The sequence below is a fragment of the Streptomyces sp. bgisy159 genome (assembly GCF_965341775.1).
Classification (GTDB): Bacteria; Actinomycetota; Actinomycetes; order Streptomycetales; family Streptomycetaceae; genus Streptomyces.
This window is the reverse complement of record NZ_CBDQZH010000003.1, coordinates 106,107-119,532: the sequence shown is the minus strand read 5'-3', so window position 1 is coordinate 119,532 and position 13,426 is coordinate 106,107. Positions and strand designations below refer to the sequence as shown.

Sequence of the window (13,426 nt, the reverse complement as noted above, 5' to 3'; positions counted from 1 at the left end):
CGGCCACCGAACTACGGGGCCGACCGACGAGAGGAGCCATCACCATGGCGAACGACGAACCGACGGTGGCGGTGCTGGGCCCGGGCGGGGTCGGCGGACTGCTCGCCGCGCTGCTGTCCCGCGCCGGACACCGGGTCGTGTGCCTGGCCGGGGAGGACACCGCGGCCGTCCTGCGCACGCGCGGGATCACCGTCCGCAGCGCCGTCTTCGGCGACTTCACGGCCGAGGTCGAGGCCGACACCGAGCTGCGCACTCCGGCCGACGCCGTCCTGGTCGCCGTCAAGCACACCGCCCTGGACGCCGCCCTCGCCCGCGTCCCCGCCCCTGCGCTGGGCGACGCCCTCCTCGTACCGTTCCTGAACGGCGTGGAGCACCCGGAGCAGCTGCGCGCCCACCACCGGGCGGACCGGGTGGCGCCCGGCGTCATCCGTGTCGAGTCGACCCGGGTGGCCCCCGGCGTGATCGAGCACACCAGTCCGTTCGCCGAGGTGGACCTGACCGGCGACGCGGTGCCGCGCCCTCGTCTGGACGCCCTCGCCGCGGCGCTGACGGCCGCCGGCCCGACCGCGCGGGTGCTGCCCGACGAGACGGCCGCGCTGTGGGCGAAGATGGGCTTCCTCGCGCCGTTCGCGCTGCTCACCACGCGCTACGGGCTTCCGCTGGGCGAGGTGCGCACCCGGCACCGCGAGGAGCTGACCGCCCTGGTGGCGGAGACCGCCGCCGTCAGCGCCGCGTGCGGCGCGCCCGCCGACCCGGCCGCCGCGCCGGCGCGGTACGACGCGTTCCCGGCGGGGACCAGGTCGTCGATGCAGCGGGACGCCGAGGCGGGCCGGGCCGTCGAACTCGACGCCATCGGCGGTGCCCTGCTGCGCGCGGCGGAGCGGCACGGGGTGGCGGTGCCGGTGACGGCCCGGCTGGTCCGGGAGCTGCGCACGGCGACCGGCGGCTAGCGGCCGCCTCCCCCGCCGCTGCCCAACTCCCCGCCGCCCCGTCTCCCAGTCACTCGTTCGAATGAAGCCGCCCACAACCCCGGGAAGGAGCTCGCGACTGAAATTCGAACAGGCGTAGCATTAGCGCGTGGCTAAGACCTATGACTTTCCCAGCGACCTGCGCGCCGGTCAGGAGGAGCTGCATCAGGTCCGGGCCGAGCTGTCGGCCCTGCTGAAGCGGCTCCCCTGGTCGGTGGAGCCGTCGGACGGGTTCACCGACGACGGCGGATGGCGGAAGGTGGAGCGCCCCGCCTCCCCCGGATGGACGGCCGACGAACAGGCCGAGGTGGAGAAGCTGCGACGCCGTGAGCACGAACTCGCGGTCTTCGTGACCGGCCACCGCTTCTGGGAGGAGACGGCGCCCGGGGACCGGATGGACGCGCGCTCGCGCCTCAAGCACACCCACGAGCCCGGCTAGCGGCGCCGCGACGCGACGAGGGCCGACCCGCGATCGGGTCGGCCCTCGTGTCGACCGGCAGGTCGCCTGCGGGTCACCGGTGGGCGCGGACGGTTTCGAACCGCCGACATCCTGCTTGTAAGGCAGGCGCTCTACCCCTGAGCTACGCACCCCGCACCCCGGCTTCGAACGGCCAGGACGAGTCGACAGCCTACCTTGCCGGGGACCCTGTGCCGCAAACCCGTATACCGGTACGGTCCGGCCCCGCGCCGAGCCGCGTACGGGGGTTGTCCCCACCCTGATCCGGGAGCGGACCTCATGGTCGGCGGGCCGGGCGGGTCCCTACGCTCGAGGCCGGACTACAGGGGGATCCCATGAACCGTTCCGTACCGGGCCGCGCGGCCCTCGCCTCGGTGGCCGTCGTGCTGCTCGTCGCCACCGCCACCGCCTGCGGCGCCTCGGCCGCCGACGACGACCGCCCCGAGCACCGCTCCTTCGCCCTGGACGGCACCGCCCTCACCATCGACTCCGACGACTCGGCGCTGGAGATCGTCGCCGTCGACGGCCGGCCGGCGGACCGGATCGAGGTCACCCGGTGGTTCGAGGGCTCCGTCGTGGCCGGCGAGGACCCGAAGGTGACCTGGTCGATGGAGGACGACCGGCTGAAGCTGCGCGTGCACTGCTCGGGTGTGATCGCCGACTGCTCGGCCAAGCACCGGATCGAGGTGCCCCGTGGTGTCACCGTCAGCGTGGAGGACGGCGACGGCAGCGTGCGCGCGTCGGGCTTCCGGGACGCCCTGAGCATCCGCACCGGGGACGGGTCCGTGCGCGTCACCGACACCAGCGGCCCCCTGCGGCTGCGCACCGGCGACGGCTCGGTGCGCGCCGACGTCAGCTCACGGCAGGTCAGCAGCCGTACCGGGGACGGCTCGGCACACCTGCGGCTGGCCGCCGTACCGGACCGGGTGGACGCGGTCGGCGGCGACGGCTCGGTGACCATCGACCTGCCCCGGGCCGCCTACCGGGTGACCACGTCCAGCGGCGACGGCTCCGTCGACGTGTCCGTACCCCGCGACGAGACCAGCGCGCACGTGGTGTCCGTCCGCACCGGAGACGGCAGCGTCACAATCCGTACGGCGAACTGATCGGCCCGTGTGTTCGTCTCTTACCGGTGGGAGAATGACTCCGGGCAGGGCGGACCACAGCACGGGAGAGGCATGTGACGGCGATACCACGGCAGCCGCACCCGCGGACGGCACCCCGCGCCCCCGGCGCCCCGCCCCTCCCCCGCGGCTCCCGCGGCTCCCGCGCCGTGCGCGAGACCCTCACGCTGATCGCGCTGCCCCTGGTCGCCGCGCTGGCCGTCCCGGCCGCGTTCGCCGGCGGGGGCACCCGGCGGTGGTTCGGCGGACGGGCCGACAGCGTGCGGGCGGAGGCGCAGGCCGCCAAGGACGCGGCGGCGGCCGCGTTCTACGAACTGGACACCGCCCAGCGTGACCTGCGGATCTCCATCGAGACCATCACGGCGGTCGACGACTCCCCGGCGGCCCGCCGCGCCGTGACGGACTTCGCGGCGATCGGCCGCCGCATCGACGAGGTCAGCCACGCGTACATCGCCGCCGTCGACGCCCAGGACCTCGACCGGGACGACCTGGAGACCTCCGCCGCCGCACAGGCGCGCACCCGGCTGACCCGGGCGAAGGAGGAGCTGGAGCAGGTCAAGCGCGAGCTGGACCGGTTCGCGGACGGCCTCGGACCGCTGCTGGGCAAGGCCGAGACCCAGCTCGCCCGGCTGGCGCCCGCCGTGGAGCGGGCCCGCCAGGCGCTGCGGGCGGCCTCGGACGCGCTGGACGCCGTCCGCGCGGCCGGGCTGCGCGCCGACGACCTGGCCGCCCGGCTCGCCGCTCTCGCACCCGAGCTGACCCTGCTCAACCAGGGTGCCGGGCAGCAGGGCGTCCAACGGACCCTGGAACGCGCCGAGCGGGTCTCGCGGGAGGCCGAGGCGGTCCGCAGCGAGGCGGAACGGCTGCCGGAGAAAGCCGCCGAGATCGACCGCCGGCTGGTGTCGCTGCGCACTCGCGCCCAGGCACTGACCACCCGGGCCGAGCAGGTGGAGCCGGTGCTGAGCGAACTGCGCCGGCGTTTCGTCGCCGCCTGCTGGCAGGACCTGCAGCAGGTCCCCGCCCAGGCCGCCGAGAACATCCGGCGGGCCGAGGCCGAGCTGGCTCAGGCACGGGCCGCGCGCGAGGCCCAGCGCTGGCCGGACGCCACCGCCCTGCTGTCGACGGTGCGGGCGCTGCTGAACGCCACCGACGAGTCGGTGTCGGCCGCCGGGGACCGGCTGTCCCGGCTGAACGCCGTCCAGAAGGACCCGCAGCGGGAGATCGAGCGGACCCGGTTCGCGATCCGGGACGCCCAGCGGCTGGCCATGACGGGACGGACGACACCCGATCCGCGGCACGCGCGCCCGCTGGACGACTCGGTGGGCCGGCTGGAGCGGGCCGCCGCCGCGCTGGAGGGGCATCACCCTGACTACTGGCACTTCCTGACCGAGACGGAGGAGGTGCGGCGGACCGTCGCCGGGGTGGTGGCGCGGATCCGGGAGGAGCTGGGCGGCCACTGAGCCGTCCTGTTTGCCCGCGGGGCGCCTCGGGCGGATATTGAGAGGAGTAGGTACGGCCCCCGCTGGAACCCGGAGCTCTCAAGGAGGCGGAGATGGCCACCCACTCACTGCGCACGGGCTCACGACGGCGGATCCGGCTGGACGACCACCTGCCGGTCGACCACCGACTGAACACGGTCTACCGGATCGGCGCCGGCCTGATGGGCGCGTTCCTGCTGGCCTTCGGGATCCTCGGGATCACCGACAACATCGGGTTCTTCGACACCGGCGGGGACGAGGTCTGGGGCCTGAACACCAACGGCGCGCTCGGCTGGCTGTCGGTCGCGGTCGGCGTGCTGCTGCTGGTCGGCATGGTGATCGGCGGGAACTTCGCGTCCACGCTGAACATGACGCTCGGCGTGCTGTTCATCCTCAACGGGTTCCTGAACATGGGCCTGCTGGACACCGACTACAACTTCCTGGCGTTCGAGATCCAGAACTGTCTGTTCAGCTTCGCCGTCGGCATCCTGCTGCTGGTCTTCGGGATGTACGGCAGGGTCGGTTCCGCCCTGCCGCACGACAACCCGTACTGGCGGGCCCGTCACCCCGAGTTCGCGGAGGGACGGGACCGCCAGCTGGAGCGCCCCGAGGACCGTCCGGCCTGACCGGCCGGCCCGACCGGCGTGCGTCAGGTGCGGTAGGCGTAGTACGCGGCGGTCGGGTAGGAGGCGATGATGCTCGACACCGACCGGCGGTAGGTGTTGGTGGAGTGGTACGTCAGGTACGGCACGCCCTGCGGGCTGCGGTACGTGACGATCATGGTGTGGTCCTTGGACCCGTCCCTGTCGAAGTCCATCTGGAGCACGTCACCGACGTCCAGCTGGTAGACGTTGGTGAGGGGGGTGGTCCGCTTGGAGTTCTGGGCGAACCAGGACCACTCGTTGACGCCGACGAACGAGTCGGACTGGATGTCGGCGGTGCCGAACCACCTGGTGTAGTCGTACACGTAGCCGGGCACGTGCTTCCAGCCGCCCGCCTTGAGGGACTGGCTGACGAAGTTGGTGCAGTCGCCACCGGCCCCGTGACCGTTGAAGTCCGGGTAGGCGGTGTTGTAGTTGCTCCAGTACTTCTCGGCGTACGCGGCCATCGCCTTGTAGTCGTAGGCGCCGGCGGCAAGGTCCTTCGGGTTCTTGGTCGCCGTCCACCGGTTGGTCGACGCCCGGGGGGCGTCCGGCATGGTGTTGCTCGTGGTGGTCGCCGTTTTGGTGCTGACCGACGGCTTCGCGGTGGGCTGGTTGACCGCGATCTCGCCGTCGTCGGTCTCGCGGATGGACGTCAGCCGCCAGTTGCCGCGCTTGTCGGCCTTGAACGTCAGCTCGTGGTGGGCCTGGAAGCCGGTGGTCCGCGGCTCGTCGCCGCGCACCTTGGCGTAGGTCAGGGTCGTGGTCTCGGTGACCGCGACCGTGGCCCGGCGGCCCTGCACGTTGGTGGCGTCCAGGGTGACCTTGGTGTCGGCGGCGGAGTACTTCTCGCCGACCGCGGCCAGGCGGTTCTTGCGCTGGCCGAGCGAGTCGCGGGCGGTGTCCTCCTGGTGCGACAGCCCGGAGGACAGGGCGACCCGGCCGGAGAAGCCGCCGGTCCGCGGCTTGTGCCCGTGCTTGGACCCCCCGGTGACCAGGGCCTCGGTGCGGTCGGTGAAGACCGCGTCCGCCAGCCGCTGGAAGGTGGCCTTGTCCTTGGCGTTCACGGTCGGGTCGTCGACGACGGCCGCGCCCGCGCTCCAGTTGGGCAGCAGCGCCACTCCGGCGACCACCGAGGCGGCGGCTGCCGTGAGTATGGTCGCGCGGCGCCGGGTACGGCTCAATTTCCTTGACTTCACTGATGTTTCCCCTCTTGCCCCGGCGGAGGGATGCCGGGGTAGCGGAATACTCGCATGCCATGTGTGACATCTGTGAAGGGGGATGCGCTGATAACTGCCGGGGAGTTATGTGACCGTCATCGCACGACCGTGGACCAGTCCGGGGACTGCGCCGGATCGAGGGTGCGCAACCGCTGCAGGGTGGCCGGGGTCTGAACGTCCATCCAGTCGGCGAGCTCCTTGAACGAGACGCACTTGACGTCCTTCTTGGTGCACACCGTCTCGACCATCTCGTCGACGGCCTTCATGTAGATGCCCCCGTTCCACTGCTCGAAGTGGTTGCCGATGAACAGCGGCGCCCGGCTGCCGTAGTACACGCGGTTGAAGCCGGCCGTGTAGGAGTCGATGGTCTGCTGCTGCCACTCGGGGTACTTGGCGGGGTCGCCCTCGGTCTTGCCGTCGGACTGGTTGTAGAGGAAGTTGAAGTCCATCGACAGGCCCTGGAAGTCGCCGCCGTCGTACGGGAGCATCTGCAGCGGGAAGTCCCACATGCCGTTCTTCTTCGTCGGCCAGATCTGGAAGTCGCCGGCGGAGGAGGCGTCGTAGCGCCAGCCGTAGCTCTTGGCCGCCTTGAGCAGGTTGGCCTGGCCCTCCAGGCAGGGCGCGCGGCCGCCGGTGACCTCCTTGCGGAAGTCGAACGGCAGCGGGTCCATGTCGGTGTAGCCGGTGTTCGTCTTCCACTTCTCGGCGAACTCGAAGAACTGGTCGATCTCGCTCTTCCACTCCTGCACGCTCCAGTCGCCGCCGCCCTTGGCGCCGCAGAAGTGGCCGTTGAAGTGGGTGCCGATCTCGTTGCCCTCCTCCCACGCCTTGCCGAGTTCGACCAGCGTGGTGCGGATATGCTCGTCGGTGGGGAAGCTGATCGCCGCGGAGCCGGGCGAGTGCTGCGGCGGCTCGTAGAGTTCCTTCTTGCTCCTGGGCAGCAGGTAGATGCCCGTGAGGAAGAAGGTCATGTGGGCGTTGTACTCCTTGGCGAGCTCCCGGTAGTGCGTGAACAGCTCGTCGTCGCCGGCCAGGGCGCCGTCCCAGGAGAAGACCACGAACTGGGGCGGCTTCTCACCGGGCTTGAGGCGTTCGGGCTTGAGCCTGCCCTGCTGGGGCCCGGTGTAGGAGGTCGAGCCGTCGCCGAGCACCTTGGTCCTGCCGTCCCACTCGGCTTCGGCCCCTCCGCTCTGCCCGGCCGACGGGCTGCCCGTGGTGCCGTCCTGCGCGGAGGCGGTCGGGGTGGTCTTGTCGGAGCGGGACAGCACCAGGTACCCGGCGATCAGGGAGGCGACGACGAGGAACGCCGCCAGGCCGAGGAACCCGGGGCGTACCGGGGGGCGCGGACGGGGGACGGGGGCCTTGCGGCGGCGACCCGACGGCTGTTTCATGGGCGGCTCATTCTGCTGGGGGACAGGGGTGGGGTGCCGGTCGCACGGGTCAGTCGAGCGGTCTCACGGCGCTCGACCAGATGTCGTAGGGGACGCTGTCGGTGATCGTGCCGGCGAGGCCTTCGAGCGGCAGCGGTTCCAGGCTCTCGGCGAGGTCGATGCGGTAGACGACCACCGCCGTGGAGACGGACTCGGCCGTGCCGACGTACCAGGCGGCGGTGTCCTTCTCCGTGGTGCCCCGCTTGCCGGCGACCTCCGCGGACGCGGACGCGGCGCCGGGGTGGGCGGTGCGGAAGGCGTCGCCGAGCGCCGAGGTGACCTCCTGGGCGACCTCGGCGCTCATCGCGCGGCGCTGGGCGGGGGCTTTGAGAGGGACGTTGCTGCCGTTGCGGGTGATCCGGCGCACCGAGTACGGCTCGGTGTGCTTGCCGTCGGCGGCGAAGGTGCTGTAGCCGCTGGCCATCCGGATGGCGCTCGGGGTGGAGCTGCCCGTCGACAGGGTGGGCACCTGGGCGCCGATACTGGACGGCAGCAGGCCGGACGCCACGGCGGTGGCGCGCACCTTGTCCAGGCCGGTGTCCATGCCGAGCTGCATGAAGGGCGTGTTCACCGACCGCGCGAGGGCGTCGTGCAGGGTGATCCGGCCGTAGGACCGGCCGCCGTCGTTCTTCGCGGCGACCTTCCTGCCGCTGCGGTCCCAGTACGGCCCCTCGGGCGTGGTCACCGGCACGCCGTCGTCGCCGTCGTAGACCGACTGCCCGCTGACGGGGGTGGGTTCCCCGTCGCGGGTCTTGCGCGCGCCGTGCTCCAGTCCCGCCGCGTACACGAACGGCATGAAGGCGGAACCGGCAGGGACGGTGGTGGCGTTGGACTCGTTGTAGCCCTGCTTGCGGTGGTCGGGGCCGCCGTAGACGGCGAGGATCCGTCCGTCGGCGGCCACCGAGGCCGCGCCGTAGTGCCCGTTCTCCGCGGCCTTCGGGTCGTCCTTGACCGCCTGCTCGCGGGCCTTGGTGACGGCGTCGGTGAGCTGTTTCTCGCGCTTCTCGTCGAAGGTCGTGTAGATCTGGTAGCCGCCGAGGTCGAAGTCCTTCTCGGAGATGCCGGCGGACTTCCTGGCGTACTGGGCGGCCAGTTCGACGAGGTAGTCGCTCTGCTCACCGGTGTTGTAGAGCGGGTTGCTGGCGAGCGGCTCGGGGAACTTCTTGTAGCCCGCGCGCTCCTCCTTGGTGAGCTTGCCGATCTCCACCATGCGGTCCAGCGTCCACGACCAGCGTTCCGTCGCGCGGGCCCGGTTGGCCTGGCTGATGGTGGGGTCGTAGAGGCTGGCGCCCTTGAGGAGGGAGGCGAGGAAGGCGGCCTCGCTGGCGTTGAGCTTGCTGACGTCCTTGCCGTAGTAGGCCTGGGCGGCGCGCTGGATGCCGTAGGTGCCGCGGCCGAACCAGCTGGTGTTGAGGTAGCCCTCCAGGATGTCGTCCTTGCTCATCTGGTTGTCGAGCTTGAGGGCGATCATCGCCTCGTGGAACTTGCGGCCGATCGAGCGGTCCTGGTTGAGGTAGACGTTCTTGACGTACTGCTGGGTGATCGTGGAGCCGCCCTGGGTCTCACCCTGGCCGACCGTGCGCCACAGGGCGCGGGTGACGCCGGAGAAGGAGATGCCGGGGTCGCTGTAGAAGCTGGCGTTCTCGGCGGCCAGGACGGCCCAGCGGACGTCCTCCGGGATGTCCTGAAGGGGCATGTCCTGCCGCTGCACCCAGCCGGTGCGGGCCATGGGCGTGCCGTCGGCCCAGAAGTACACGTTGTCCTGCTGGGTGGCGTACGTGTTGAGGTTGTCCGGTATGTCGGTGGCGGCGTAGGCGACGACCAGGAGCATGCCGGAGAGCCCTGTCGACGCCAGGAAGCCGCCGAGGACCTGCCGCCAGGACGGTATCCAGCGCCGCCACCCGGCGCGCCCGGGGCGGGGGTACCGGGGCCGCAGCCGCCGCAGGTAGGGCGTCAGGACGGCGAGGGCCGCTAGGACCGGGGCGAGCCTGGCCCGCAGGGAACCCGGGGCCGCCTCGGCACGACCGGGCGAATCGGCCGATTCGCCCGGATCAGCCGAGTCGGATGCACTCCGCCCGGGTATTCGCCCCCCAGGTATGCCCTGGTCCGGTATGCGCAGCTGCATGGTCTCGTCGGCCTTGGGGACGGCGGGGACCTTGAGTTGCATGGTCTCGTCCGGCCGAAGGGCCGGCGGGACCTTCAACTGCATGGTTTCGTCGGGCTTCTGGGGCTCCTCCCCCTGCCCCGGCTGAGTCACGACGCGTCTCCCTCCGCACTTTCTGTTGCTCGCGCAGGCAGACGTACAGACGTACGAGGGCCGCGGTTCGGTTGCCGAGTCACCTTGGCAACTGCCGACCCCCCTGAATCCCCCGACCACGCTGGTCCTTCGCGGCGCCCTCAAGTTACCAGCGCTCTTCGCAAAGTCTCCACATCGGATTCGGGCGGAACAGGTCACATCCGGGGCGGCTAGCCTGACCCCATGCCTCGCTACGAATACCGTTGCCGCCCCTGCGGCACCACCTTCGAACTCACCCGCCCCATGGCCGAGTCCTCCGCCCCCGCCGCCTGCCCCGAGGGCCACACGGACACGGTGAAGCTGCTGTCGACGGTGGCGGTCGGCGGCACGGCCGCCCAGGCCCCGGCCCCCGCCGCCGGAGGGGGCGGGGGCGGCTGCTGCGGCGGCGGCTGCTGCGGCTAGGTGTGCTGTCCCGACAGCACACCTAGGGCGGGACGAAGCCGCGGGGCCGGCACCGCCCCGCCCTACACGGCCGCGAGGAACTCCCTGAGGATGCGCTCGCCGGCCAGCACGCCCCGCTCGGGCAGCGCGACCACGCCGGGCGCCGACCACGCCGTGTCCGCCAGCTCGCCGTGCCCGGGCCGCCACCCCCGGTCCGCGGCGAGCAGCAGGTCGGCGTCCAGCAGGGAGTCGCCCGCCGCCAGTGTCAGCTCCGCGCCCGTGCGGCGCACCACCTCGCGCAGGGCCGCGCTCTTGGTGAGCGGCTTGGGCACGGCGTACAGCTTGCGGCCCTGGAGGGACACCGTCCACCCCAGCCCTTCCGCCCAGGCGGCCAGTTCCTTCACCCATTCCTCGGGCAGCAGCTCACGTTCCACCACGAGGTAGGCGAACAGGTCCTCCGCGACGCGGTGCTTGCGCAGCCACGCCGGGTCGGCGGCCTCGGCGAGATGCGCGCGGACCTCCGCCAGCGGCGCGCACTCGTCCGCGAGCCGGGCCGTCACCCTCGCGTGCCAGTCGGGGTCGGGCACCCCGTCCACCAGCAGATGGCCCCCGTTGGCGCAGATCGCGTACGTGGGCGCCGGGCCCGGCAGATTGATCCGCAGGTACTGCTTGCGGGTCCGGGTGGTCGTCGGCACGAACACCGCCGCGTCCCCGAGGGCGGTCAGCAGGCCCGCGGCCGTCTCCGTCAGGTAGGACAGCGGCCGGCTCTCGTGCACCTCGACGCAGAGCAGCCGGGGAGCGCGGGCGTCCGGCATGGTCAGCGCGAGGGCCGCCGCGGAGTAGATGAGCGTACGGTCGAGATCGCTCGCCACCAGGACCGGCATCAGACGGCCACCGCCTTTCCGTCGGCGCCCGTGGCGCCCCGTGTGTACTGGGGGTGAATCAGCCCGACACAGGTGTACGGCAGATCGCCGACCTCCTCCACCGGCACGCCGCGCTGTTCGGCCAGCAGGCGGACATGGTCGAGGTCGGCGCCCGCCCCGGCCTTGGCGAGGATCTTCCACGGCACCCGGCGCAGCAGCACCCGGGTGGTCTCGCCGACACCCGGCTTGACGAGGTTGACGTCGTGGATGCCGTACTCCTCGCTGATCCGCTCGACGGCCGCCCAGCCCTCCCAGGTCGGGGTCCGGTCGGCGGCCAGCAGTTCCTTCACCGCCGGGTCCACCGCGTCGGCGACGTCCGGGAAGCGGGCGGAGACGGCGTCGAGGAAGACGCCGGAGACGTCGGCCCCGGCCAGCTCGCGGTAGAACTTCGCGCCGTGGAAGTCGTCCGGCCCCACGAGGTCGGCCCGCAGGACGGTCCGGGACACCAGCCCCGAGACGGTGGAGTTCAGGCACGCCGACGGGATCAGGAAGTCCTCTCGGGTGCCGTACGTCCGCACGCAGGAGCCCGGGTCGGCGAGCACGGCGATCTCCGGGTCGAAGCCGGTGGCCCCGCCGTCCGCCTCGTACTCCCGGATCGCGGCGGCCAGTTCCCGGGTGATCGCGCCCTTGCCGGTCCAGCCGTCGACGAAGACGACGTCGGCGGGGTCGTGGTGCTCGGCCAGCCAGCGCAGCGCGTTGGCGTCGATGCCGCGGCCGCGCACGATGGAGACGGCGTAGTGGGGCAGGTCGAGGCCGTGCCGCCACCGGGCCCAGCGGCGCATGAGCACCCCGACGGGTGTGCCCGCGCGGGCCAGTGACGCCAGGACCGGGCGCGGCGCGGGGGTCCCCCCGCGCGGGCGGAGCCGGGCGTGGGGGCGCTCGGCGAGGACGGTCTCGGTGACCACGCCGACGGCGTGCGCGATCCGCTCGGCCGACGTCTCCAGGGCCGCGTGGAACAGTGCCTGGTACCGCTCGCTCGGCTGGTACTCCACCGGCAGCGACTCCGCGTAGTGGGCGCCGCCGCTCTGGATGGCCTCCTCGCGCTCCTCGGTGGGCGCCTCCAGGGTCACGTCCGAGAGGTCCCGCAGCAGCCAGCCCACCTCCTCGGGCGCGTACGAGGAGAAGGCGGGGCCGCGGAGGGGCTCGGGCAGCATCGGGGGCCTTTCGGACACGCCGGGGCCGGACGTGTCGGGTCTGTAGGAGGGGACGACCGCGAGCAGCACGTGCGGCACATGGGCGGCCAGCTGGTCCAGCAGGCCGCCGGGGGCATGCAGGGCGGGTGTGTCGCCGACGGAGTCGACGACGGCGGCGACGGTGTCGAAGCCGGCGCCCGCCACGTTGTAGGCGTAGCGGTCGCCGGGGCCGTCGGCGGGGTCGTCGTGGGCGGGGAAGACGAGGCGGCTGCGGATGGCGTAGCCGGGGTCGTCGACCGCCAGGACCGGCGAACGGGTGGTGGTGGAGTAGCGGACCTCGGCGTCCACGGCCCGCTCCAGCTCGCGGGCGAGTCTGAGCGGGGCGTACATCAGTTCCTCGGAGCCGAGGACGAGGATCCGGCGGGCGTCGCCGGGTATCGCGTCGGCGAGGCGCGCTCCCATGGCCGGCAGCGTGGTCTCCAGGCGTATTCGGTGGGCCGCGGTGAAGCCGTGGCGGGCGCCGTCGGGGAGGCCGGCCGGCCAGTTCAGTTCCACTCGGCGGTGGGTCCGGTGCGGGCGGGCGGGGGCCGGGCGGTCGTGCGCGGTCACGTCGCCCGGATCGCCGGCGCGCGCCCCCGGCTGGGCGGCCTCGTGCCCCGCCACCAGCTCCCGGCCCTTCTCCAGGACCCCCTCCGGGAGCCGTACGGTTCCCGAGGCGGCCGCGACCAGGTCGACCCGGGCGCCGATCCCACCGGCGAACTCCGTCAGCCGCCGCGCGTCGGCCGCGGAGCGCATGTCGACGAGGGCGACCACGACGTACCGCCGGCGGGGGTGGCGGGCGTGCAGGGCGCGGATGGTGTTCAGGACCGTGTTCCCGGTGGAGAACTCGTCGTCGACCAGGACGAGGGGCCCGCCACCCGCCAGCAGGGCCGGGTCCTCCGGGAGCAGCAGGTGTGAGGTGGCGTGGGAGTGGGACTCCTCGAAGCCGCCCGCCGGGGTCACGCCGGGCACCGGGCGGCGGGTGGAGTGCAGGCAGGGAGCGGTGCCGAGGCCGTCGGCGACGCTGTGGCCGAGTCCGGTGGCGGTCTCCGCGTAGCCGAGGACGACCGCGCGGGCCGCCTCGTCGGCGCCGAGCAGCTCACGCACCCGGCGGCCCAGGGCGACCCCGGCGCCGTGGACGACGGACGGGGACTGCGGGACGTGCTTGCCGAGCACGTGGGAGACGAGCAGGTGGGCCCGTTTGGGGTTGCGGCGCAGTGCCAGGCCCAGCATGCCCCGAAGGCTGTCGTCGCCCACCAGTTCGACCCCGAGCCGCTCGGCGACCCAGGTGCCGGACCAGATGCCGTTGTTCTCTGCGTTGTTCATACGTCCCTTG

Annotated in this window: 11 protein-coding genes and 1 tRNA gene; 6 read left to right on the top strand and 6 right to left on the bottom strand. The window is 72.5% G+C overall.

Annotation, left to right across the window (positions count from 1 at the left end; genetic code table 11):
• Positions 1 to 44 precede the first annotated feature (44 nt).
• Positions 45 to 950, top strand: coding sequence for a ketopantoate reductase family protein (locus ACSLTV_RS04460; protein WP_432137674.1), 906 nt, complete (start codon positions 45 to 47; stop codon positions 948 to 950).
• Positions 951 to 1,077: 127 nt separating this feature from the next.
• Positions 1,078 to 1,407 carry a hypothetical protein gene (locus ACSLTV_RS04455; RefSeq protein ID WP_432137673.1) on the top strand — a complete coding sequence of 110 codons (330 nt, stop codon included), beginning with the start codon at positions 1,078 to 1,080 and terminating at the stop codon, positions 1,405 to 1,407.
• Between the two features lie 80 nt (positions 1,408 to 1,487).
• Here ACSLTV_RS04455 and ACSLTV_RS04450 read toward each other — a convergent pair.
• Positions 1,488 to 1,559 (bottom strand) — tRNA-Val (locus tag ACSLTV_RS04450).
• Positions 1,560 to 1,760: 201 nt separating this feature from the next.
• On the opposite strand from ACSLTV_RS04450, the gene ACSLTV_RS04445 reads away from it, so the two are divergent.
• From ACSLTV_RS04445 to ACSLTV_RS04435, 3 genes are all read left to right on the top strand, one after another.
• Positions 1,761 to 2,531 carry a DUF4097 family beta strand repeat-containing protein gene (locus ACSLTV_RS04445; RefSeq protein WP_435611658.1) on the top strand — a complete coding sequence of 257 codons (771 nt, stop codon included), beginning with the start codon at positions 1,761 to 1,763 and terminating at the stop codon, positions 2,529 to 2,531.
• A gap of 74 nt (positions 2,532 to 2,605) precedes the next feature.
• Complete coding sequence (locus tag ACSLTV_RS04440) at positions 2,606 to 4,009, top strand: hypothetical protein (RefSeq protein ID WP_435611657.1); 1,404 nt, start codon at positions 2,606 to 2,608, stop codon at positions 4,007 to 4,009.
• A gap of 92 nt (positions 4,010 to 4,101) precedes the next feature.
• Positions 4,102 to 4,653, top strand: coding sequence for a DUF4383 domain-containing protein (locus tag ACSLTV_RS04435; protein ID WP_432139724.1), 552 nt, complete (start codon positions 4,102 to 4,104; stop codon positions 4,651 to 4,653).
• Positions 4,654 to 4,676: 23 nt separating this feature from the next.
• Here the strand turns inward: ACSLTV_RS04435 and ACSLTV_RS04430 are convergent, their stop codons facing one another.
• From ACSLTV_RS04430 to ACSLTV_RS04420, 3 genes are all read right to left on the bottom strand, one after another.
• A complete protein-coding gene (locus ACSLTV_RS04430; RefSeq protein WP_432139723.1) occupies positions 4,677 to 5,852 on the bottom strand; it encodes an amidase domain-containing protein in 1,176 nt (391 codons plus the stop codon).
• Between the two features lie 131 nt (positions 5,853 to 5,983).
• The gene (locus ACSLTV_RS04425; protein ID WP_432139722.1) at positions 5,984 to 7,279 is read right to left on the bottom strand and encodes a hypothetical protein; all 1,296 of its coding nucleotides are present in this window, start codon (positions 7,277 to 7,279) and stop codon (positions 5,984 to 5,986) included.
• 49 nt (positions 7,280 to 7,328) lie between these two features.
• Positions 7,329 to 9,527, bottom strand: coding sequence for a transglycosylase domain-containing protein (locus ACSLTV_RS04420; RefSeq protein WP_435611715.1), 2,199 nt, complete (start codon positions 9,525 to 9,527; stop codon positions 7,329 to 7,331).
• Between the two features lie 270 nt (positions 9,528 to 9,797).
• Between ACSLTV_RS04420 and ACSLTV_RS04415 the strand changes: the two genes are divergently transcribed.
• Positions 9,798 to 10,016, top strand: a complete 219-nt coding sequence (locus tag ACSLTV_RS04415) for an FmdB family zinc ribbon protein (RefSeq protein ID WP_432139721.1) — start codon at positions 9,798 to 9,800, stop codon at positions 10,014 to 10,016.
• Positions 10,017 to 10,078: 62 nt separating this feature from the next.
• On the opposite strand, the gene ACSLTV_RS04410 is transcribed toward ACSLTV_RS04415, so the two are convergent.
• Complete coding sequence (locus tag ACSLTV_RS04410) at positions 10,079 to 10,879, bottom strand: HAD family hydrolase (RefSeq protein WP_435611656.1); 801 nt, start codon at positions 10,877 to 10,879, stop codon at positions 10,079 to 10,081.
• The gene (locus ACSLTV_RS04405; protein WP_435611655.1) at positions 10,879 to 13,416 is read right to left on the bottom strand and encodes a phosphoribosyltransferase; all 2,538 of its coding nucleotides are present in this window, start codon (positions 13,414 to 13,416) and stop codon (positions 10,879 to 10,881) included. Before ACSLTV_RS04405 ends, ACSLTV_RS04410 begins: the two co-directional genes overlap by 1 nt.
• Positions 13,417 to 13,426: the final 10 nt, after the last annotated feature.

Bases quoted from the DNA above. Each gene is read 5' to 3' on its own strand.
- ACSLTV_RS04460 (WP_432137674.1), top strand. From the start codon at position 45: ATGGCGAACGACGAACCGACGGTGGCGGTGCTGGGCCCGGGCGGGGTC.
- ACSLTV_RS04445 (WP_435611658.1), top strand. From the start codon at position 1,761: ATGAACCGTTCCGTACCGGGCCGCGCGGCCCTCGCCTCGGTGGCCGTC.
- ACSLTV_RS04435 (WP_432139724.1), top strand. From the start codon at position 4,102: ATGGCCACCCACTCACTGCGCACGGGCTCACGACGGCGGATCCGGCTG.
- ACSLTV_RS04425 (WP_432139722.1), bottom strand. From the start codon at position 7,279: ATGAAACAGCCGTCGGGTCGCCGCCGCAAGGCCCCCGTCCCCCGTCCG.
- ACSLTV_RS04420 (WP_435611715.1), bottom strand. From the start codon at position 9,527: ATGCAGTTGAAGGTCCCGCCGGCCCTTCGGCCGGACGAGACCATGCAA.
- ACSLTV_RS04415 (WP_432139721.1), top strand. From the start codon at position 9,798: ATGCCTCGCTACGAATACCGTTGCCGCCCCTGCGGCACCACCTTCGAA.
- ACSLTV_RS04410 (WP_435611656.1), bottom strand. From the start codon at position 10,879: ATGCCGGTCCTGGTGGCGAGCGATCTCGACCGTACGCTCATCTACTCC.
- ACSLTV_RS04405 (WP_435611655.1), bottom strand. From the start codon at position 13,416: ATGAACAACGCAGAGAACAACGGCATCTGGTCCGGCACCTGGGTCGCC.